Genomic DNA, 21,839 nt, shown 5'->3' on the forward strand with positions numbered 1-21,839 from the left:
CGGAACGGCAATTCATCTGACCGAAAAATCTTATCGCCGCACGGATTATTATCGTGAAGACTGTCTTTGAAATTGGTTCAGCAGAATATAGCTTGAGATACCGATTTCAAACGCACGACTTAGCGGAATGTGACCCAAAAGTCAAAATCAAGTTTTAAAAGTCGGAAATCTGTTTAACTTTAGATTGTAATTCGCAGTACGAGGATGCAACCCCAGAAACCTAAGCAGCTTTTCGCACGCGTCCCTGCTTGATGCAAGACGCGCAAACGTTTATGCGCCTGACCTTGCCGTCGATCACCGCGCGTACGCTTTGCAGATTCGGATTCCATCTGCGGTTGGTGATGTTGTGAGCATGACTCACATTGTGACCGTAAATCGGTTTTTTTCCGCAGACTTCACAGATTTTTGCCATTCACTTCTCCAAGATTTCGTATAATTTAGTATCTGCAACCCTTTTTTTCAAGACTACCCTCGCAACTTTTGTGTTGAAACTCCACCCAGCGAGTGATATATTTTTCAATTACGAGTTGGCAATCATAAAATTTTTCACGACCACGATCGAAAAGAGTTTAGGTAAAAATCTATAATCAATGCCAATGAACTTGAGAAGTATTCTTGTAACCGGTGGCGCGGGCTTTATCGGCAGCAATTTCATAAGATTCTTTTTAGAAAAGCATGATAATGTCGACCTCATAAATCTTGACAAGTTGACTTATGCCGGCAATCTTGAAAGCCTGCGCGACGTTGAGTCAAACCCCAGGTATCATTTTTATCGCGGAGATATTTCCGATGCTGCATTCGTGAAGCGGCTCTTTCATGAATGGCATTGCGATGCAATAGTTAATTTTGCTGCGGAGTCGCACGTTGACAGGAGTATTCTCGGCCCTCAAGTTTTTATCGAAACAAATGTCCGAGGAACCATGGTGCTCCTTGAGGCAGCGAGGGAATTTGGCGTAGAAAAATTCCTGCAGGTGTCGACAGATGAGGTCTACGGCTCGCTCGGAGCGAAAGGGAAATTTACCGAAGCAAATAACCTTTCACCGAATAGCCCTTATTCGGCGAGCAAAGCAAGTGCAGATGTGCTCGTGCGGGCATGGCTGAAAACTTTCAATGTTCCGACTGTTATCACAAGATGCTCAAACAATTACGGGCCATTTCAGTTTCCCGAAAAATTCATACCGTTGATGATAATTAACGCGATGCAGAACAGGGAGCTTCCGATCTACGGTGATGGTGAAAATGTACGAGACTGGATTTTCGTTGAAGATCATTGCGAGGCTATCGATACGGTCTTATATCATGGAGTGGTCGGGGAAATCTATAATATCGGCGGCGGGAATGAGATTCGTAATATCGAGATGGCTAAGCTGATATTGAAAAGGCTTGGGAAGCCGGAGTCCCTATTGAAATTCGTGAAAGACCGGCCGGGACATGATCGCCGATATGCCATGGATTCATCGAAGATTGAAATAGAATTGAGATGGAAGCCTCACAGATCTTTTGAAGAGGGAATCGAGGAAACAATAAGGTGGTACACCGACCACGAAGATTGGTGGAGAAGAATTATCTCCGGCGAGTACCAACACTATTATAAACTTCAGTACGAGGGAAGATGAATACCGATGTCGAATTATTGAAGAAAAGAATTACAGAGAAAAAGATTAAAGTGGGGGTTGTGGGCCTTGGCTATGTGGGTCTACCTCTCGCGGTTGAATTTGCAGGGAAGGGAGTCGAAACGCTGGGAATTGATTTAGACCGAAAGAAAGTCGAGAGCGTAAACAAAGGTGTAAACTATATCGGTGATGTCGAGAGCGATGAGTTTGCTGAACTTGTGAAGTCGGGGATGCTGAAAGCGGAAGACAACTATAATTCAATAGACATGTGTGACGCGATTTTCATTTGTGTCCCGACTCCATTTACACCGAACAAAGAACCGGACATCTCTTTTATTCTTGACGCCGCGGAAAATATCGCAAAATGTGTGCGCAAAAATCAGATAATCGTGTTGAGAAGCACAACATTCCCAAACACAACTCAAGGATACGTTCAACCGATTCTTGAGAGAACAGGATTGAAAGCCGGGAAGGATTTCTTCCTCGCATTTTCTCCAGAGAGGATCGATCCGGGCAATAAGAAATTCAAGACGAATAACATACCGACGGTTGTCGGCGGCGTAAATGAGGCCAGCACGGAGCTTGCCTCGCTGGTTGTTAAGTACAGTGTCAATGAAATTGTCAAAGTATCGAATCCTAAAGTGGCTGAAATGGAAAAGCTGCTTGAAAATATTTTTAGGAGCGTAAATATCGCGCTCGTGAATGAGCTCGCGCAGCTCTGTGACAGGATGGGAGGGATAAATATTTGGGAAGTCGTAGATGCAGCGGCGACAAAACCTTTCGGTTTTATGCCGTTCTATCCGGGTCCCGGAATCGGCGGACACTGCATACTCATCGACCCATATTACCTGGGGTGGCTAGCAAAAGCATATGACTTTCAGACCAACTTCATTTCGCTGGCGGCAGAAGTTAACGAAAATATGCCGTTCTACGTGAAGAACATGGTGCAGCGCGAGTTGAGTTTCCTCGCGACAAGTTTCAAGAAAGCAAGAATAGTGATCCTTGGAGTGGCATTCAAAAAGGACGTCGATGACACGAGGCATTCTCCTGCCTTGAAGGTTATGGAACTTCTGCTCCAGGATGGTGCTGTGAACATTTCGTATAACGATCCGTACGTCCCGGAAGTCAGGGTGGATGGGAGGAAATTCAAATCTGTTGAGCTGACCGGGAAGCTACTGAAGTCCGCAGATTGCGTCTTGATTACAACCGATCACTCGTCTTACGACTACGATTTTGTCGTGAAAAATTCCGATCTGGTTATTGACACTAGAAATGCGACGAGGAATGTCAAGAAAGGAAAAGAAAAAATTGTCCTCCTGGGGGACGGAAGATGAGCGAGGAAGATTAGACAGCGCAGAGCGAAGAGTTTTCGGTGAATAGGAAATTGAGATTTATCAGCGTAGTAGGTGCTCGTCCAAACTTCATGAAGGTCGCCCCCCTTCATCGTGTTTTCTCTAAGATTGACAGAGTTGATCATATGATCGTTCACACGGGTCAGCATTACGATGAAAACATGTCGAGAATTTTCTTTAACGATTTGGAGCTTCCGAAACCCGACGTCTATCTCGGTGTCGGTTCCGGGACTCATGCAGAGCAAACTGCGAGGGTTATGGTCGAATTTGAAAAAATTCTTGTGAATGGAAAACCCGACCTCGTTATCGTCGTCGGTGATGTGAATTCGACGGTTGCCTGCAGCTTGACGGCATCCAAACTCTTGATTCCGGTAGCCCACGTCGAGGCGGGGCTTCGGAGCTTTGACAGAACGATGCCCGAGGAGATAAATAGAATCGTAACGGATGTTTTAAGCGACTATCTTTTCGTTACCGAGGAAAGCGGAGTCGTGAACCTGCGGAATGAAGGCATAAGCGAAAAGAAAATCTTCCTGGTTGGCGACGTGATGATAGACTCGCTGATATTGTATCGGGAGAAAGCGAGGCGATCCGAAATCAAAAAGACATTTGGATTATCGGCCGGAGAATATACGTTGGTGACCCTGCATCGTCCGAGCAATGTGGACGATTGCACTAATCTCGAAACGATTCTGAAGATTTTCCATGGCATCGAACTTCATGGCAAAATAATATTTCCCATACATCCCCGGACAAGAAAACGCATTGAAGAATTCGGCCTTTCGTCACAATTTGCTGCCGTGAAAAATCTTGTGCTGACCGATCCGCTTGGATATTTAGATTTCTTGAATCTTATGATGGACGCACGAATTGTGCTGACCGACTCAGGCGGAATACAGGAAGAGACGACTTTCTTAAATGTGCCTTGTGTAACTCTGCGCGAGAATACGGAGCGCCCCATCACGTTGGAAGTCGGAACGAATGTCTTGACGGGTTTATCGGTGGATGAAGTTGTTAATCTCACGAATGAATGCTACTCGGGGAAGTGGAAGAAAAGCAGAGTGCCGGAGCTTTGGGACGGGAAAGCGGCGGAAAGAATAGGGAAAGTACTTCTTGACTTACCGGTTCCAAATCAAGTATAGAATGAAATTATTATTATGAAGATTGTTTCTGTAATATCTCTCGAGATACCCGACGTTAAAGTAGTCAGATTTGCGCGCTTCGTCGACAGTCGTGGTTTCTTTACTGAGCCCTACCGAAGGAGCGACAGCATCAGTCACCCCGGCTTGGAGAATTTTCGAAACTTGGAGTTCGTCCAAGTAAATGAAAGTTTCTCAATAAAAGGAGTCTGCCGAGGACTCCATTTTCAGTGGAATCCGTTCATGGGAAAATTAGTTCGCACCATTACTGGTCGAATGGTAGATATGGTTCTCGATATAAGAAAGGGCTCGCCGACACTCGGCAAAATAATAGCGTATGATATGCCCACCGAAGAGACCGATGCATTCAACGAATGGATATGGGTACCTCCCGGATTTGCTCACGGAAATTTTTTCCCGGAAGATTCGAGAATTGAATACTTGTGTTCAGGTGAATACAGTCCCGGTTGTGAAGCGGGCATTTCTCCTCTGGCTGAAGACATCGACTGGTCCCTTTGTAGTCCCCAATTGAAATCCGTCTTTGACAATGCAATAGTTAGAAATGGAATTTTCAGCGAGAAAGACAAAAATGGACTTTCCTTATCAAATTGGCTGAAGGACACACGGTCCGATAATTTTTTATATGGTTCTTGTTGAGATAATTTATGATTGACCAACGAAGCATTCTTTTTACAGGCGGGTCCGGACTGCTTGGACGTGAATTCCACAAACTTCTTCCTCAGGCACTTTATCCGTCCCGTGGTGAACTCGATGTAGCCAATTTCGAATCGGTGGAGGAGTGCTTCAAAGGAAAAAACATAAAGATTGTTTTCCACGCTGCCGCCTTCACCTCTCCGCCAAAGGTTGATAAGGACCCTGAGCAGGCAATTGATTCGAATATCATCGGAACCTGTAACATGGTAAAAATCTGCGCGAGACACCACGCAAGACTCATTTACGTTTCGACCGACTATGTTTTTTCAGGAGACAAAGGAAACTACCGCGAAACCGACTCAGTTCATCCCGTGAACAAATACGCGTGGTCAAAATTGGGCGGTGAATGCGCGGTCAAAATGTATGATAATTCAGTCATCATCAGAACTAGCTTCGGGCCGGACGAATTTCCTTACGACAAAGCTTTCGTTGATCAATGGACGAGCCGCGAATCGGTATCCATGATAGCTAAGATGATGCTTAAGATTATTGAATCAGATTACCGTGGCGTCATACACATTGGAGGAGAGAGAAAGACTGTTTACAACTATGCGCTAAACTTGAGCCCGGATAAGAAAATCGGTCGTTTATCAACGTCGGAAGTCTCGTTCAAAGTACCGAATGACACATCCTTGGACGTCGGGCTTTATAGGTCGATTTTCGGTGATGAATAGCATGGATGTGGTGAGTTGATTCTTAGTTTGAGTTCGTTTCATGCACCGTCTCAGGACACGAGGGAGACTGTCATTCTGACGGAACATAGTAACTGAAGAATCAGCCAATGGATAATCGCATTTGTTAGGCAATAAACTAATAATAATTGAGGTATGTGAGACTATAAATGGGAAATAACAACGGGAAGAAAATCCTCGTAGGTGGTGGAGCTGGATACATAGGAAGTGCTCTTGTGCCTGTGTTGATTGAACACGGCTATCATGTTTCGGTTGTTGATTTCCTTTGGTTCGGAAATCATTTACCGAAGGAGGTCAAAGTCATTCAACAGGATCTCTTTGACCTGACGCGAGAGCAAATCGAAGGCTTCGACGTTTTTATCTTCTTGGCGGGACTTTCGAATGATCCGATGGCAGAGTTCAGCCCATCCAAGAATTTTGTTTATAATGCAGCATTGCCTGCTTATCTCGCATATATTGCGAAGCAAGCCGGCGTAAAGCGATATGTTTATGCATCTTCGTGTTCTGTTTATGGATACACCGAGAATAATCTTTATGATGAAAACTCTCCTGTTACATGCGGCTATCCATACGGGATTTCCAAGCTTCAAGGAGAGCGCGGCGTATTCCAGTTACAGGACGAGAATTTTTCAGTGATTGCACTTAGGCAAGGAACTGTCTGCGGTTATAGTCCCAGAATGCGCTTTGACCTCATCATAAACACAATGTTTAAGTCTGCGCTTACTTCCAAAAGGATTACGGTAAACAATCCAGCAATTTGGAGACCACTATGCGACGTCAGGGATATTGTCTTCGCGTACCTGCGGGCAATTCAAGCGGATTCAAACTTAAGCGGGGTTTTTAACATAACCGGAGGCAATTTCACAGTCGGTGAAGTGGGAGACCTTGTGAAAATGGAAGTCGAAAAAATTTCAGGGATGAAGGTCGCGTTAGACATAAAGAATATTCAGGATTACCGCAACTATAAAGTCTCTACCCAGAAAGCGGAGAACAACCTAGGGTTCAAACCGGTTTTTACAATTATCGATACTGTCGATGATCTCTTTAACCATAAAGACCTCTATGGCGATTTCGAGAACGATGAGTTCTACAACATACGCACTTTCAAAAAAATCGAATGGTAGAATCAATTTGAAATTATGAACAGATTACGCGGGGGAATCATCAGTGCTGTTTCCTAAATTGAAGATGGTCGTCATATATGTCGAGTACGACCTCGAGAAATATCCCTCTTCGTTTGAACACCTCAAGTCTTATTTGAGTAAAGTTGGCGGCGAACGAATTCGTTATATTCGTGTGAATAACAAAGACACGGGAACGGGATCGAGAAATCTGGGCGACAACACCATTTACTTGCAGGGGAGCAATGTCGATAGGGAATTCTCAGGATGGCAGAGAGGGATTGAGTTCGTTCGCAGTAGCAATGTGAAATTTGACGTAGTCCTTTTTGTCAATGAGGCATTCGAGGCAACTGGAGCGAGTTACCTTAAGAATAGCAATATCAATTGGATGATTTTAAAGTCGCATGTCTTGGGTGCTGTGATCGGTTTTATCGACACGAGGTGGGAGAAGATACGCTTGAATAATAGGGGAGTGAGGATATGGATTAATACTAACTGCTTTTTCGTTCCACATTCACTCTTGACAAAAATGAGCACGATAATAACTGTTGACAACAGTTGTATGTCGAAATATCTACCTGAACAGTTTCCGAGCGATGGCGAACTGTTTGAACTGACAGCGCCGATAAACAACGCCTACAAAAACCATATGGTCGAATGGATCACAGAGGAGTGGCACAATAAGATCGATCTTAATGATAGGACGTGGCCAATATTTCGTTCGAAGGTCAAGGCGATGCTTAATGAGGCATCACTGTCTATTCGCATTCGCGAATTGGGGTACATCATACTTCCGTACAGCATCCCTATGTTTGTTTATAGAAAAATTCGTGGTGCTTTTAGAAAAGCAAAGAAGGCGGTTTTACAGGAGCGCCGCGGTTCTATAAAAGATGCTTTCCTGTCGAGCACCAATGATATTGAACGATAACGCATGGTTTATTATTTACCTGCTGGCACCCACGCGAAGTTAGTTTACGGATAAGCTTAGTCACCAAATTAGAAAGAAAGATTAGTGTAATGAGTCCTGATTCAATGCAGAATGACGGAGAGGGAACACCGTCAGATGGAGAGAGCAAAAGTACGTTCTGGCAGTTTCTCTATGTCCTCGCCAAGTGGAAATGGTTCCTCCTGATATGGTTCACGAGTATCATGGTGGTTATCACCGCGATACTCTTGCTGATCCCGAGATCGTATAAGGCTGAAGCTTCAGTTCTTCCGCCGAGAAATTCGAATATCTTGAGCGGGCTGTCCGGTCTCTCAACGGTAATGCAAAGTGTATCTCCATTGCTGAGCAGAACGGGTATAGGCTCAGCATCTCCGACTTTTACGTATCTCGCGATTCTCAATAGCCGGTCCGTGATGGATTCGGTAATTTCTGAATTCGATCTGGTCAAAGTCTATGGCATAAGCAATTTCCCGATGGAGACCGCCGAGAAACAATTACGCGAGAATACTAAATTCGACATTGATGAAAATGACGCACTGAATATTACGGTAATCGATAGAGATGCAACTCGTGCTGCAGATATGGCAAATTATTTTATCACACTGCTCAATGAGATTTTTACGAAGGTAAGCGTTGAAGAGGCCCACAACAATAGGTTGTTCATCCAGCAGCGGTATGAAAAGAATCTTGAGGACTTGCGCAGCGCTGAAGATACATTAGAAGAGTTCCAGCAACATTTCAAAGTCTACGACATGCCGCAGCAAGCAAAAGCAGCTATCACTGCCGGGGCTGATCTCGAGGCTCAGCGGATCGCCGCTGAAGTCGAACTCGGCGTGATGAAACAGCAATACGGAGAAGATGCTCCACAGGTGAAGCTGAAATCACTCCAGATCCAGGAACTAAACCAGAAACTTCAAGACCTGCAGACTGGTTCAGGAGCGGACTTCAGTAAGGGAGCAGGCATATTGCCGGCTTTTAAAAATGTTCCCGAGCTGGGGATTGCATACCTTAGATTATACCGCGATTATGAGATCCAGACAAAATTGCTTGAGTTCATATTGCCTTTGTACGAACAGGCAAAGATTGAAGAGCAGAAGGATACTCCAGCAGTTATAGTTCTCGATAAAGCCATTCCGCCCGAAAGAGCTACAGTTCCGAAGAGACTATTCATAGAAATTGTGTTTGCCTTCGTTGTCCTTTCATCACTGGTTTATTTTGTTCATGTTCTGGAGAGGGTGAAATCCCAGGTTGGCGGGTTGAATTCCTTGGAGATAAAACTCCAACGGTACGCCGTCAAAGTTGCACGAAGGTTCAGAGTTAGAGAAGAAGTTCTTTGAGAAAAGTTTATAAAAACACGGCACTAAACATTGTCGCACAGGTGATCGTGATGTTGATAATGTTTCTTGCGATCCCACGGATAGTAAGAGGACTAGGGGATGTATCATTTGCCATATTGTCTCTAGTATGGACCGTGATTACTTATTTTACTTTGTGGGACTTAGGAATTGGCCGTGCGGTTACGAAATTTGTGGCCGAAAGAAAAGGAAAGAAGGAGAATAGCGATGTCGTGTCGGTTGTGATCACCTCCACGGTCATCGGCATTCTTTTAGGCTTCATATTTGGGGCGTTGATTTTTATCTTTGATTATCAGCTAGCGCATTTACTTTTTACTGTGCCGGCTGGATATGACGCGATTGTTAATTTGGCGTTGAGGATTGTCGCGGTCTCCATGCCGGTGCTCCTCCTGCAGAGTGTTTTCCGCGGCGTTGTCATGGGGTTCGATAGATTTGACATGTCGAACTTAGTCCAAGTTATTAACGGATTTTTGCAATGGGGGGGAGCTCTGGTCTTAGTACTCCTCGGGGTTGGCGTGCTCTGGGTGATTGGTTTTGTGATGCTCAGCCGGTTGATTACCACTCTTATCCTTTTAGCAATGATCTCTCGGATCATGAATTGGAAAGATCTGAATCGACCATTCAATTTCTCCTTAATGAAAGACGTTCTAGTCTTCGGAGGGTGGGCAATGGTCAGTCAAGTGATCAGTCCTTTGCTCCAGTATGCGGAGAGATTTATGCTTAGCGCCATGGTAGCAACAAGCATAGTGACATTTTATGTGGTCCCTTATGAAGCAACTTCTAAAATGCTGGTATTATCGGTTGGATTGGTTTCAGCTTTGTTTCCGGCGATGAGCGAGATGCATGGAGTAGGAGGACTAAGCCAAGAGTTCAAAAAGCTGTATAATCAGTCCGAACGAATCTTGGTTTTTACTTTTCTTCCGATCGGAGCATTCCTGTTTATTTTTACACCTGAAATCTTGAACATATGGATGGGGGGGCCTTTCGCGCAAAGCGCCCGGTTTGTTTTTGAAATTCTTTCCGTGGCATTTTTACTGAATTCAATCGCGCAACTTCCGTTCACAATTCTTCAGGCAGCGGGGAGATCGGATCTAACCGGGAAAATACATCTTATTGAATTACCGATTCATTTTCTCTTCACTTTCATAGCGATAAGGTATCTTGGGCTAGTTGGGGCAGCTATAGCAACCCTGTTTAGAATTATCGTGGATACGATTCTGCTTTACGCATTTACGTCAAGGAAATTGGGATTAGAAGTCGGAGTCTTCAAAGATTTTCGTAGAAACTTGGCAATGCCTGCTTTGTCTCTTGTTGGCGGCATGGTTTGCATGTTTTTATTACAACGGTTTGTTGCCGTGAAAGTAGTTCTTGGACTTATGTCGTTCCTGTTGTATGGTTTCATTGTATTTAGATTTTCGCTTGAAGACAGTGAAAAGAAATTCTTGATGAATTTCGCCCAAAGGAGAGTAAGTGCCTGAACTGACGCTGCTGACGTATGTATTGATCACGGTCGCGACGATTTGGTTGGGCCTGCGCGTTTACGGGAGATGGATCAACCACATCACTATCTATGGAATTGTCTGGGGGACGCAGATTGTGCTTTTCCAATTAAGGTTGATCAAATACTATGACTTTTCTCCGGAAACCACATTTCTAATTTTTGGGGCTTGGGCGGTTTTTGTCGTATCGTCATTGACTTTCAAGACGTTTTATTCCGGTAATGTACCGGCAACTCGGGAAAGAACGCATGAGGGCGTTGGGTTTCTTACGCCGGTTCTGGTTACATTCACTTTGGTTGGTGCGATCGGTACCTATCAGCACTGGCTCGTCCTGATCAGGCTTTTTGGAAGCATCAAAAATGTGATAATCAGTGGAAATGTCCTTTATACACTTCGAACTCGAGAGAGTGGAATCCCAGGCATGTGGCCTTATGTTGACAGCTTTGGCTTAGCTGCCGACTTTCTCGGAGGGTACTTTGCCGCGGCCCGTGGCCGCCCGATCCTTTTGGCTATGATTCCCATCGTTGTTCAGATAGCTAACGCAATCTCTGGGTTCGGAAGGTCGGGTTTGGTCATCGGCCTAATACTGTGGGGAACGGCATATTTCGTGCCCCAGGCCAACAAAAGAACAAGAGATTGGAAATCCTTGAGGAAGCGATTCTTATTGGTCACCTCTGTCCTTTTGATCTCCGCTCTGGGGATGGAGCTCATAAGGGAGTACAGGGGAACAAACGAAAGTTTCGCGGGGGAAACCGGATCGCTTTCGAAGGCTAAGGGTGTCGCTTTCATTGCCCCGTCGGTTTATCTATACTTGAGTTCGGATGTAGCCGTGTTGAACAAATTTCTGGATTATGAGTTTTCGGGAGAGACCGAGAATACTCCTGTTGGCGCAAATACATTTGCTCCTTTCTTTCGTCTCTTTTCGAAATATGGAATATCCGATTATGTCCGTGAATATCAGAAATTTTACAACGTCCCCGTGGGAACAAACACGGGAACGTACTTGCGCGAGCTGTATGCTGATTGGGGGATTGGTGGGACGATGCTTGCAGTATATGTCATAGGGGCACTCTGTTCCGTGGCGGCAACAGTTTATGATCGCAGAAGGACGTTGTCGTCTTTAGTGATTTTATCCCATCTTTATGCCTTTGTGTTTTTTACTTTTATGGTCATGCTATCTCGGGCGACTTATTGGTTAATCAGTCTCGTCGCATCGCTGATCGCCGCCGCCATTGTTGACAAGTTTTCCGTCAGGACAGATACATAAGCATGTCGGCAAGAAAGGATTCCTTCAATGAAAAGAAGAAGCATTCTGACAATGCTCCTCGTGACTACGGGCTTCAATCTATTTTCCAATCCTTTAAGGTGCCAGTGGGTTCAGACGAACGGCCCTTACGCGAACAGCGTTCACTGCTTGACATCGGTCGACACAGTCCTTTTTGCTGGAACAGATGACGGAGTTTTCCGATCAACGGATTCGGGTGACCATTGGATTCAAGTCAACAACGGTCTGACAGACTATTCAGTCAATTCCCTCGCCGCGATGGGCCCTAAATTGTTTGCCGGAACAGGGGGCGGCGTGTTTGTGACCACCGATTATGGGACAAACTGGAGCGCCATGAACCAGGGATTAACTGATTACGACGTGATAACTCTTGTTGCAGACAAACCAAATCTCTTTGCAGGGGTCTCCTCTGGCGTTTTCCTCTCGAAGGATGAAGGTGCCAGCTGGGGTCCTATCGACTCTGGAATTGTGAGGTTGTCAGTCACTGGCAATCTTACGGTCTCATGTTTGGCGGCGGCCGATTCAATTATCTGTGTTGCTGCTTTGGAAGGACTTTTTGTTTCCTCGGATCTAGGGACGAACTGGACTCTCACGTCATTAGATTGGGCGAAGGAGGTTTCAATAATGGCAGATTCAGGAAGAATGAAACTATACGTTCGTACGGCCTATGATAACCCGTGGGGTCCAATTTACTGCCTCGACAGCGGCGGACTCAATTGGAATTGCGTAATGTCGCAAGCGACTTGTTTTGCGGTTGAGGATACACTCCTTTTCGCTGAATCAATAGACGGAGTCTTCTATTCCAAGAATAGAGGGAGCACCTGGACGGATATTGGTGGAGGGTTTGCATTGGCTGCAAGTCGCGAAGTTAGTACCTTCTTCTTCGAAGACTCAATTGTTTATGCCGGAACTTTACACAGCGGAGTTTGGCGTTCAGAACTCTCATCCATTTTGTCAGGTGTCACTCCCGGAACGAATCATCTGCCCGCAGGTTTCTTGCTGCTCCACAACTATCCCAATCCGTTTAATCCTTCAACGGTGATAGATTACAAGTTGCCGGTTAGCTGCTTTGTCTCCCTCGAGGTCTATGACGTACTCGGCAAGAGTGTGGCCACTCTTGTGAATGAATACCAAAGGGCAGGATCCCATTGGGTGATTTTTCAAGCGAGCCAAATGACTAGTGGAGTGTATTTATGTCGACTCCAAGCGGGGACTTGTTCCAAAACCCAGAAAATTCTGTTCCTGAAATGATGTCCGTTATCCGTCCCTAGAAGAAAGTAATTCCTTCAACAGAAGCTCCTGTGGCACAAGGCTATTTGATGGTGTTCTGCAAATTAGATTCGTTTGCCCTTGGTTGAAAGAATCTTCTCGCAACTTCCTCTTTGTAATAGGAGGCCAGATTCCCGATCTCAGTCTGATATCCTAGCGCTTTTTTTACGAACCGCTTTGGAATTGGTTTTCTATTTCGGATAATTCCTGGAATGCCTTTTATTGTTTCCACGGTGGACGAGAGTATCCACATGGGATTCGTCCCGGTGAGCAACAACTGGGCTATTTCCACCGGAACACGGATTGCACACCTGCCTAATGCAATTGGGAATGGAAAGTATTTCCAGTAATACCAGATTATGTTCCTGTATGACAGCAAGCGGATCCTTCCTTTGGAGCGGGACACAGTAGAGGCGTTATGGTATGTCACGATGTTGGGAAAGTAGCGTATGTCATACCCAGCGCCAATAATTCTTGTGGAAAGGTCCACTTCGTTCATGTAGACGAAGAACTCTTCAGGGTAATAGCCAACTTCTTCGAGCACTTTTTTCTTTATAGCTGCACCTGCGCCGATAAACATGTGGGCAGAGTATCCTTCTGAATCTTGAGTGTTGTGCTCGAATCGATACCAGTTATAGACCTTGTTTTCCGGGACGTAGACCACTTCGCAAGCGATAGCAGCGACTTTGTCACCCAACCGTGCGAAAGCATCTACGATTTTTTGAATACCAGTTGCCTCTAAATACGAATCGTTGTCGGACACAACGATGATTTCGCCAAGAGCTTTCTGCATCCCAATGTTGTAAGCCTTCACGCCAGTATTTGTCTCAAGCCTGATGTATTGTATCGCTGGGAACTCAGCCGCCAACATACAATCTGTGCCATCGGTCGAGCCGTTGTCCACGACAATAATTTCGACCTTTCTGTAAGTTTGCTCGCAATATTTTTTGAGTGTCTCTCTAAGATCGTCTCTGCGGTTCCATGTGGCGATGACCACGCTTACAAGCGGCTCAGAGATATTCTTCTGCATCATCTAAAGTCCGTTTTAACTCCTTTTCCGTCAAAAATAAATCTGTCTCATGGAACTGGCAAGCTTAAGTTAGCTACCCAAGGGATTTATAAAAATATCGTGCGATAACCCGGTCCCTTTGTTCCACACATTTGCCGTTGTAATTTCGCCCTATGTCTGATATTTTTATTCCCATGAAAATCCTCCAGTTATCTCCTCGCATTCCTTACCCGCTCACTGAGGGTGGAAGCATTGGCATCTTCAACATAACTCGACAGTTGAGCGAAAGGGGAGCACTAATTTATTTTGTCGCCGTCTCAGGGAATCGTGACACAGACTGCCCGAAAGAATTATCAAAACTCTGTCAAAGTGTACTCGTCACCAAAGCGAGCAAGCGATACAGCTTCGCAGCCGCTGCAAGAAATCTTTTCTCTCCTGTTCCGATCAACGTAGAGAAATATCATTCTCGAAAGATCCTGAAAGAGATTATCAGCTTCGCTTCGGACAAGCAAATCGATTTGATTCATGTTGACCATCTCCATATGGCTTATTACGGGCTTGCTCTTGGGAAGTTGCTCATGGTGCCAGTGGCACTCAGAGAGCATAACCTTGAGCTCAAGATCATGGAGCGCTTCTCGGAAAGCTCCGGTAATCCTGCGTACAGAGCTTACGCCAAATCGCAGATGAAAAAGTTCTTAAAGTACGAGCCGTCGATCTGTGCCCAGATGGATAAATGCGTTATGATCACCGAGCAAGACCGTGACCGTCTTCTGTCGATGAGAAGGGATGTCGATGCGGTTGTGATTCCTGCGGGCGTAGATACTGATTTTTTCAAGCCAGCCGACTCCATCGGCGACGAAAACACAATTATTTACGTCGGCGGTTTAGATTGGCTTCCCAATATTGATGGACTGAAGTGGTTCGTCGATGAAGTAATGCCGATAATAACGGAGTCGAAACGAAACGTTAGACTAATCATATATGGGAAAGGTGATCCCCGAAGCGTCGATAGACTTGGTAATGGAAAGAATGTGATAGTCGAAGGCTACATCCATGACGTGCGTCAAGCTTTCATGAAGGGAAGAGTAATGGTTGTGCCGTTGCTTGCCGGCAGCGGCATTAGAATAAGAATTCTTGAAGCGATGGCAGCGGGTAAACCGATCGTCACAACTTCGATTGGTAGCGAAGGCATCAAAATTGAGCCGGGCAAGAACATTATGATTGCCGACACAGCGAATCAATTTGCTGAAAAAGTGTTGTTGCTGTTGAACGATGAAAATCTTTGTAGAACAGTCAGCAAAGAAGCGGGATCTTTCGTGAGCTCCGAATATTCATGGCACAGGATCGGTGATATGTTCTGGCGTGCTTATAATGAGATAATTGACAAGCGGGCGAAATCATCTAGAGATAACGCAAGGATGGGATCCTGATTCAAAGAGCCAATTGTGGGTGGGGTGGGATGATTTTCCATTTCTTCTTAATGGAGCCTACCACGCAGCATGGTAGTGATAAAATCGAGAGCAGATGTTAAATTTGAACCCAAGATATTAAAATACGTGGCGCGTCAACAAAGCGCAGAATGGATAATTAATGATAGTAGTACGGACGCCGTTTCGTCTCCCGCTTGGCGGAGGTGGGACTGATTTGCCCTCGTATTACAAAAAGTATGAGGGTTTCCTGGTAACTGCCGCAGTAAACAAGTACATGTACATCAATCTGAATGTCCCTGCGCTGGTCGACAAGATCAAGATCGCGTATAATAAAACAGAAATCGTTGGACTGCAAGAAATCGGGAAGATTGAACATGAGATCGTACGCGAGGCGCTCATATACCTCAAAATCTGCCAGCCACTTGAGATTCACTCGATGGCAGATTTGTCCGCCGGAACCGGCATGGGATCGTCAAGCTCTTATACTGTCGGACTTCTAAGAGCACTAAACGCAATGCAGCGTCGTCATATTTCAGTTCAGGAACTCGCTGAAGAGGCATGCAGAATAGAGATTGACCTTGTCGGGAAGCCGATCGGTAAACAGGATCAATACGCGGCGGCCTACGGAGGCATAATAGCCCTCCAGATAGACAAACTTGGAAATGTGAAAGTAACTCGACCTAGAATTGATCATGAGACCATCTATGAACTGGAGAACAGGCTGATGATGTTTTACACCTCGATACAGCGAGATGCCAACGAGATTCTTGGTGAGCAGAGTCTGAAGGCAAAAGTTGGCGAAGAAGTTGTTACAAAGGCGATGCATAGGATTAAGGAAATTGGCAAAGAGGTGAAGCTTGCTTTAGAGAATGATGATGTGTCGGGATTTGGACGACTGATGAACGATCACTGGCTTGAAAAGAAAAAGATCTCTGACAAAATGAGTACTGGAGAAATTGACAAGTGGTATGCAAAGGCATTAGGCAACGGTGCGATCGGCGGTAAATTGATGGGCGCAGGCGGAGGAGGCTTTCTTCTTCTCTGTGCCGATCATGGAAAACGTAAGGAATTGAGAAACGCTATGGAAGCTGAGGGCCTAAGATATATGGATTTCAAGTTTGATTGGGAAGGAAGCAAGGAGCTGGTCAACATATGAAACAGAAGGATGAGAATCTGAGACAATTAAATCGCAAAGGTTTGCAGTGAAGACGATGGTAAACAGATGTGCGCACACAGCAATCCATGAAATAGGTCTTGATCTTCCTATCAGGAGACGATCGAAGATTTTAAAAAGAGATGTGGTGGAGCGACCAAGAGATTGGTGGTTGGTCTGACGGCATGAGAAGGCCCGGTTTTCAAAAAAGTGCTGCGTTTTCAAGTCCCTCGCGTCTCACTGTGCTCATCACAGGAGCTGCCGGCTTCATAGGCTCGAACCTTGCCGACCGCCTCCTGGTGAAAGGATACCGGGTAATCGGCATCGACAATCTCTCATTCGGTAGCCTTGAACAGGTCCCTGAGGCGGTGGAGTTTCATAAGCTGGATATCCGTGATAATTCCATCTATCCATTATTTCAAGGATCCGATTATGTGTTCCATCTTGCTGCCAAGAATTGCATAAGTGATTGTCAGTCTGATCCGGTGGAGACTGCCGATATAAACGTTCGCGGCACTGTAAATGTTTTTGAAGCGGCAAGTCGAGCAAAAGTCAAGAAGGTCATATATGCGGAATCGTCTTCTCTCTATGAGGGAAGCAAGACGCTACCCACTCCGGAAACGGAGATTAACCCGGTCAGCTTTTACGCGATTAGTAAATTTTCTTCAATGTATTTCGCTGAGGGTTATTCTAGATTCTTTGGTCTGGCGACTACTGCGCTCAGATATTTCTGTGTTTACGGTCCAAGGCAGGACTATCGACGTACCATTCCACCCGTGTTCAGCGCATTCATAATAAAATTATTGAGAGGCGAGCGGCCTGTAATTTATGGGACAGGGGAAAAGCGTCGGGACTTCATTCACGTTGATGATGTCAATGACTTTCACGAGTTATGCATTACTGACCCGCGCACTACGAGCAAAGTGTTCAACCTGGGATCGGGCTCAAATCTCTCGGTCAACGAGATTTTTTCGATAATCGCGTCATTGCTGGGGTCACAAATGAAACCAATTTATCAAGGTGACCTCCCGGGAGAAGCCGTCGCGAATCTTGCCGATATCACCGAGGCTAGAAAACTCGGATGGGAACCCAAGGTGGACCTTAAAACGGGGCTCGCAACTTCAATCGACTACATCCGGAAGGAACTTGCGAAGGGGAACATTCAATGAGAGCCGTATTGCTCGCCGCAGGGATGGGGGAACGTCTGAGAGAGATTGTACAGACTATCCCGAAGCCGATGATAATGTATGACGGGAAACCAATACTTCAACACAACATTGAGTTGTGCAGACAATACGGCGTCAAAGAAATCTACATCAACACTCATCATCTTGCCGAGAACATAATGGAGTATTTCGGAGACGGTGCACGATTCGGCGTAAAGATTTACTATTCATATGAGCCGGAACTTCTCGGAACTTCAGGAGCTCTGAACAACTTCCGCCATCAATTGGATGGCGAGTATTTTTATGTGCTTTATGCAGACAATTATTCTAGATTCAATCTCCGGATGCTAAGAACCGCGTTCCAGCGGAACAAGTGCATCGGGGTAATCGCATTTCACTATAGGGATGATGTGCGGGAGAGCGGAGTTGGGGAATTCGATAAAGATGAACGAATTGTCCGTTTCCTGGAGAAGCCGGGAAAGGGGCTGACGACAAGTCATTGGGTGAATGCGGGTATATACTATTTAAGTCCAGAAATTTTTGATTATATACCACAGGGTTTTTCTGATTTTGGACGGGATGTTTTTCCACGGCTGCTGGAAGAGGGGGTCCCATTGTGCGGAATCCGGTCACGGATGGCATTGAAAGCATTCGATACCCCGGAGCTTTTACGTGCTTCAATCGAAGGTGGGAGTGAGTACAGGAGAGAAAAAGCACATAGGCATTAGAGAAAGGCCGACTGGTATCCCTTGATCAAAAATATTTTCTTTGATCGCGATGGAATCGTGAATGAGACAATACTGAGAGACGGCGGTGCTTTTTCACCATTGCAACTTAATGAATTCAAGGTCAAGAGGGAATTTGTTGATTTCTTTCGATCGATCGAGAAGAAAAAGCTAAATCTTTTCATCGTCTCGAATCAGCCAGATATTGCTCGTGGGAAACTGTCTGAAAGCACGCTGCGTTCCATGACGGCAGTGCTAGAGAGTATGTTCACGTTCAAGGAAATCTTGTACTGCAGGCACGACGATCAAGACGATTGCAACTGTCGGAAGCCGAAGCCCGGCATGATCGAAACTCTGATTTCAAAATATTGCTTGAAGAGGGAGGAGTGTCTAATTGTGGGTGACAGCTGGAAGGACGTTGCAGCGGGAAAAAGTGCCGGGATCAAGACGGTTTTTCTAGTGACTTCCTACAACGAAAAGACTGTGACGGATTTTGATTTCGAGGTGGAGAGCCTGGAAGACATGAATACGAAACAAATACTTGGAGGATAGCGTGGATTTTTCGAGCCTTTTTTTGTCCGAGAGTGCGGAAGTGTTGAAGTTGATTAACCATGATGATATAGACCACGTTGTCGGGGTTTTATATGAAACCAGGCAAAACGGCGGAAGGCTGTTCATTGTGGGCTCCGGTGGAGGTGCCGGGCACGCATCTCATGCGACATGTGATTTTCGCAAGTTATGTGATTTTGAAGCATATGCGCCATATGATAACATTTCTGAACTCACGGCGCGGGTGAATGACGAAGGCTGGGATGTTTCGATTTTGAATTGGCTTAAAGTAAGCCGGTTCAGTGAACGGGATTGTGTGTTTGTCCTTTCAGTTGGCGGTGGAAACGAAGAAAAAAACATAAGCTCAAATCTTGTACATGTAGTCAAATACGCTAAGAAAATAGGCGCGAAGATTGTAGGTGTGGTTGGGAGGGATGGAGGTTACACAAAACAGGTTGGCGATGCAGTTGTAGTTATTCCTACAGTGAATCCGGAACACGTCACGCCTCTTACGGAAGGATTTCAATCCGTTATCTGGCATTTGTTGGTATCCCATCCGAAACTCCAGAGGCATGGGACAAAATGGGAATCAACTAAATGAAGTCTCCAGACGTCGAAGTGATGAATTATGCGTCAAGTTTTACTATCTTCATTGTGCACATGAACTAATGAGAAAGATGACGTGCGGAATCTAAAAGTGAAGATATTTGCCGATGGTGCTGACAAAGCAGGAATGCTCGAAATGGCGGCAAATCCAAGCATTGCGGGGTTCACCACCAATCCGACCCTAATGAAGAAAGCTGGGATAAGAGACTACAGAGCGTTTGCACTTGATGTACTCAGGGTGATCAATGACAAGCCGATTTCGTTTGAAGTGTTCTCCGATGATTTCGATCAAATGGAGAAGCAAGCGTTGGAGATTGCCTCCTGGGGAGAGAATGTTCGTGTGAAAATACCGGTAACGGACACGAAGGGCAACTCCAGCACGCCTCTGATCGGTAGATTAGCGCAGCAAGGGGTTAAAATAAATGTTACAGCCATGATGACCCTTGAACAGGTCAAGAAAGTGGTGCCGCACATGCTTAACGGACCCGGGGGGTATGTTTCTGTTTTTGCCGGTCGGATTGCTGATTCGGGCCGCGATCCCGTTCCTATCATGGCTGATATAGTCAAGTTTCTTAAATCGTATCCATCCATTGAACTTTTATGGGCGAGCCCGCGTGAAGTTTTGAATGTTGTTCAGGCAGACCAAATTGGCTGTCATATCATTACTGTCACCAACGATCTCATAAAGAAATTGAGCTTGATAGGAAAAGACCTGGATGAGTTTTCTCTCGAAACCGTAAAGATGTTTTACGGGGACGCGCAAGCTGCAGGATACACTCTTGAAACCAAGAGACAGGCGGTTTTGAAATAGACGGGCCTTAATCCTGAGGTAGGTGCTATTCCGTATAAGCCTGCAGCAGTCGTTCTTGTGAAAATCTTTTAAAACTCACCAATGATTTTTTACTTGCGCATTACCAGTGGCAACCGATTATCCTAAATCTGGCAACGGATTTTACAGAGCAAAGTAGCTTGAAGATTGTGAGAATATCTTGAGTGGAGTTTTAAGTGCTAATTGAATCTATTTTCTGGGTGGTGTTGATCTTGATCGTCCACTCCTATCTGCTGTATCCGGCTTCCCTTTTGTTTCTCTCCAAGGCGAGAAGGCGATACGAGCTGGAGAGCAGTGATCGAGAGCCTATGAGGAGAATATCTATACTAATATCCGCATACAACGAGGAGGATACCATTTGCGAGAGAATGTCAGAATTCCTTGCCATCGATTATCCGGCGTATGACATCATCGTTGGGATAGATGGCGCGACTGATCGAACTTACGAGAGGTTGAGAGAATTTAACGATGAGCGACTTAGGATAATCCCTTTTGGAGTTAACAGAGGCAAAGTGTGGGTATTGAATGATCTTTGCCGATATGCCGATGGGGATGTATTAGTGTTTTCCGATGCGAATACCCGGCTCGACGCGCAATCCCTGAGGAAACTTGAGAGACACTTTGACGACAAGAATGTAGGTGGAGTTTGCGGGCGACTCGAGCTTCATGTAAACGATGGAGCAAAAGGATCAGATATGGAGTCCGAGTATTGGGGGGTCGAAAGCTGGATAAAGAAACTTGAAGGTGACCAGGGAATGACGCTGGGAGGTAACGGGGCCATTTACGCAATTAGACGCGAACTCTATGTCGCGTTTGACTCCCGATTGAGAATCGCGGATGATTTCATATTGCCGATGAGGTTAATTGAACGAGGATATTATTTCGTGTACGAACCTGAAGCACTTGCCTTCGAGAACTCTAATAGTTTTAAAGCCGAGTTCTTCAGAAAAGTTAAGGTGGGTGAAGCCATTCCGGGGACACTGAAATCATCATTGAATTTAACAAATCCACTTCGTGGATTTGTAGCTTATTCGTTCTGGTCCCACAAAATAGTTCGCTGGTTTGTACCCTTCTTGCTTCTTATCGCAGTTTTCTCAAATCTCATCCTACTCACGCATGGTGAATTATACGTTGATATGGCGGTCATGCAATTCACTTTTTACTTCTTGGCAGCGATTGGTGTAGCTGGATTGTACACCGGCATACAAATTCCCGTTGCAGCTCATCTTGGGTATTTCTTGATTGCCAATGTCGGTCTCGCTGTAGGTCTTGTGAGATCATTAATCAAGCAAAGGGATGCAAGGTGGAACGTCTCGAGAGAATAAAATCCAGACAAGGTGAGCCGCTATCATTGCTCACGGCGGACTTCCTTACTTTAACCATCGCCAAT

Annotated in this window: 21 protein-coding genes; 19 read left to right on the plus strand and 2 right to left on the minus strand. The window is 45.4% G+C overall.

Features of this window, described 5'->3' with window-relative positions; translation table 11 throughout:
• Positions 1–220: 220 nt before the first annotated feature.
• Positions 221–412 carry a 50S ribosomal protein L28 gene (rpmB, locus tag VLX91_01190; protein HUI28799.1) on the minus strand — a complete coding sequence of 64 codons (192 nt, stop codon included), beginning with the start codon at positions 410–412 and terminating at the stop codon, positions 221–223.
• Between the two features lie 184 nt (positions 413–596).
• Here rpmB and rfbB point away from each other — a divergent pair, with 184 nt between their 5' ends.
• The 11 genes from rfbB to VLX91_01245 all read left to right on the plus strand — a co-directional run bounded on the left by rfbB (position 597) and on the right by VLX91_01245 (position 12,964).
• Positions 597–1,616: a dTDP-glucose 4,6-dehydratase gene (gene rfbB, locus VLX91_01195; GenBank protein ID HUI28800.1), complete on the plus strand. Its 1,020-nt coding sequence runs from the start codon at positions 597–599 to the stop codon at positions 1,614–1,616.
• Complete coding sequence (locus tag VLX91_01200) at positions 1,613–2,947, plus strand: nucleotide sugar dehydrogenase (GenBank protein HUI28801.1); 1,335 nt, start codon at positions 1,613–1,615, stop codon at positions 2,945–2,947. Before rfbB ends, VLX91_01200 begins: the two co-directional genes overlap by 4 nt.
• A 38-nt stretch (positions 2,948–2,985) precedes the next feature.
• The gene (gene wecB, locus VLX91_01205; GenBank protein ID HUI28802.1) at positions 2,986–4,104 is read left to right on the plus strand and encodes a UDP-N-acetylglucosamine 2-epimerase (non-hydrolyzing); all 1,119 of its coding nucleotides are present in this window, start codon (positions 2,986–2,988) and stop codon (positions 4,102–4,104) included.
• Positions 4,105–4,119: 15 nt separating this feature from the next.
• Complete coding sequence (locus VLX91_01210) at positions 4,120–4,758, plus strand: dTDP-4-dehydrorhamnose 3,5-epimerase family protein (protein HUI28803.1); 639 nt, start codon at positions 4,120–4,122, stop codon at positions 4,756–4,758.
• A gap of 8 nt (positions 4,759–4,766) precedes the next feature.
• Positions 4,767–5,489: a sugar nucleotide-binding protein gene (locus VLX91_01215; protein ID HUI28804.1), complete on the plus strand. Its 723-nt coding sequence runs from the start codon at positions 4,767–4,769 to the stop codon at positions 5,487–5,489.
• Between the two features lie 167 nt (positions 5,490–5,656).
• Positions 5,657–6,631 carry an SDR family oxidoreductase gene (locus VLX91_01220; protein HUI28805.1) on the plus strand — a complete coding sequence of 325 codons (975 nt, stop codon included), beginning with the start codon at positions 5,657–5,659 and terminating at the stop codon, positions 6,629–6,631.
• Between the two features lie 43 nt (positions 6,632–6,674).
• Positions 6,675–7,556, plus strand: coding sequence for a hypothetical protein (locus VLX91_01225; protein ID HUI28806.1), 882 nt, complete (start codon positions 6,675–6,677; stop codon positions 7,554–7,556).
• Positions 7,557–7,645: 89 nt separating this feature from the next.
• The gene (locus tag VLX91_01230) at positions 7,646–8,911 is read left to right on the plus strand and encodes a hypothetical protein (protein ID HUI28807.1); all 1,266 of its coding nucleotides are present in this window, start codon (positions 7,646–7,648) and stop codon (positions 8,909–8,911) included.
• The gene (locus VLX91_01235; GenBank protein ID HUI28808.1) at positions 8,908–10,407 is read left to right on the plus strand and encodes a flippase; all 1,500 of its coding nucleotides are present in this window, start codon (positions 8,908–8,910) and stop codon (positions 10,405–10,407) included. The genes VLX91_01230 and VLX91_01235 overlap by 4 nt, the downstream gene beginning before the upstream one ends.
• Positions 10,400–11,695 carry an O-antigen polymerase gene (locus VLX91_01240; GenBank protein HUI28809.1) on the plus strand — a complete coding sequence of 432 codons (1,296 nt, stop codon included), beginning with the start codon at positions 10,400–10,402 and terminating at the stop codon, positions 11,693–11,695. Before VLX91_01235 ends, VLX91_01240 begins: the two co-directional genes overlap by 8 nt.
• A 27-nt stretch (positions 11,696–11,722) precedes the next feature.
• Complete coding sequence (locus tag VLX91_01245) at positions 11,723–12,964, plus strand: T9SS type A sorting domain-containing protein (GenBank protein ID HUI28810.1); 1,242 nt, start codon at positions 11,723–11,725, stop codon at positions 12,962–12,964.
• Positions 12,965–13,025: 61 nt separating this feature from the next.
• On the opposite strand, the gene VLX91_01250 is transcribed toward VLX91_01245, so the two are convergent.
• Complete coding sequence (locus tag VLX91_01250; protein HUI28811.1) at positions 13,026–14,012, minus strand: glycosyltransferase family 2 protein; 987 nt, start codon at positions 14,010–14,012, stop codon at positions 13,026–13,028.
• Between the two features lie 173 nt (positions 14,013–14,185).
• Here VLX91_01250 and VLX91_01255 point away from each other — a divergent pair, with 173 nt between their 5' ends.
• From VLX91_01255 to VLX91_01290, 8 genes are all read left to right on the plus strand, one after another.
• Positions 14,186–15,421, plus strand: coding sequence for a glycosyltransferase family 4 protein (locus VLX91_01255; protein ID HUI28812.1), 1,236 nt, complete (start codon positions 14,186–14,188; stop codon positions 15,419–15,421).
• A gap of 160 nt (positions 15,422–15,581) precedes the next feature.
• Positions 15,582–16,577, plus strand: a complete 996-nt coding sequence (locus VLX91_01260) for a hypothetical protein (protein ID HUI28813.1) — start codon at positions 15,582–15,584, stop codon at positions 16,575–16,577.
• 140 nt (positions 16,578–16,717) lie between these two features.
• Positions 16,718–17,743: an NAD-dependent epimerase/dehydratase family protein gene (locus tag VLX91_01265; GenBank protein HUI28814.1), complete on the plus strand. Its 1,026-nt coding sequence runs from the start codon at positions 16,718–16,720 to the stop codon at positions 17,741–17,743.
• A complete protein-coding gene (locus VLX91_01270; GenBank protein ID HUI28815.1) occupies positions 17,740–18,468 on the plus strand; it encodes a nucleotidyltransferase family protein in 729 nt (242 codons plus the stop codon). Before VLX91_01265 ends, VLX91_01270 begins: the two co-directional genes overlap by 4 nt.
• 21 nt (positions 18,469–18,489) lie before the next feature.
• The gene (locus tag VLX91_01275; protein HUI28816.1) at positions 18,490–19,017 is read left to right on the plus strand and encodes an HAD-IIIA family hydrolase; all 528 of its coding nucleotides are present in this window, start codon (positions 18,490–18,492) and stop codon (positions 19,015–19,017) included.
• 1 nt (position 19,018) lies between these two features.
• Positions 19,019–19,615, plus strand: a complete 597-nt coding sequence (locus tag VLX91_01280) for an SIS domain-containing protein (protein ID HUI28817.1) — start codon at positions 19,019–19,021, stop codon at positions 19,613–19,615.
• Positions 19,616–19,696: 81 nt separating this feature from the next.
• Positions 19,697–20,431 (plus strand): transaldolase, encoded by a 735-nt coding sequence (locus tag VLX91_01285; protein HUI28818.1) that lies wholly within the window; start codon positions 19,697–19,699, stop codon positions 20,429–20,431.
• 194 nt (positions 20,432–20,625) lie between these two features.
• On the plus strand, positions 20,626–21,774 hold the full coding sequence (locus tag VLX91_01290) for a glycosyltransferase (protein HUI28819.1): 1,149 nt from the start codon (positions 20,626–20,628) through the stop codon (positions 21,772–21,774).
• The last annotated feature ends 65 nt before the right edge of the window (positions 21,775–21,839 follow it).

Source organism: Candidatus Acidiferrales bacterium, from assembly GCA_035515795.1.
Taxonomy (GTDB): Bacteria; Bacteroidota; Ignavibacteria; order Kryptoniales; family JAKASW01; genus JAKASW01.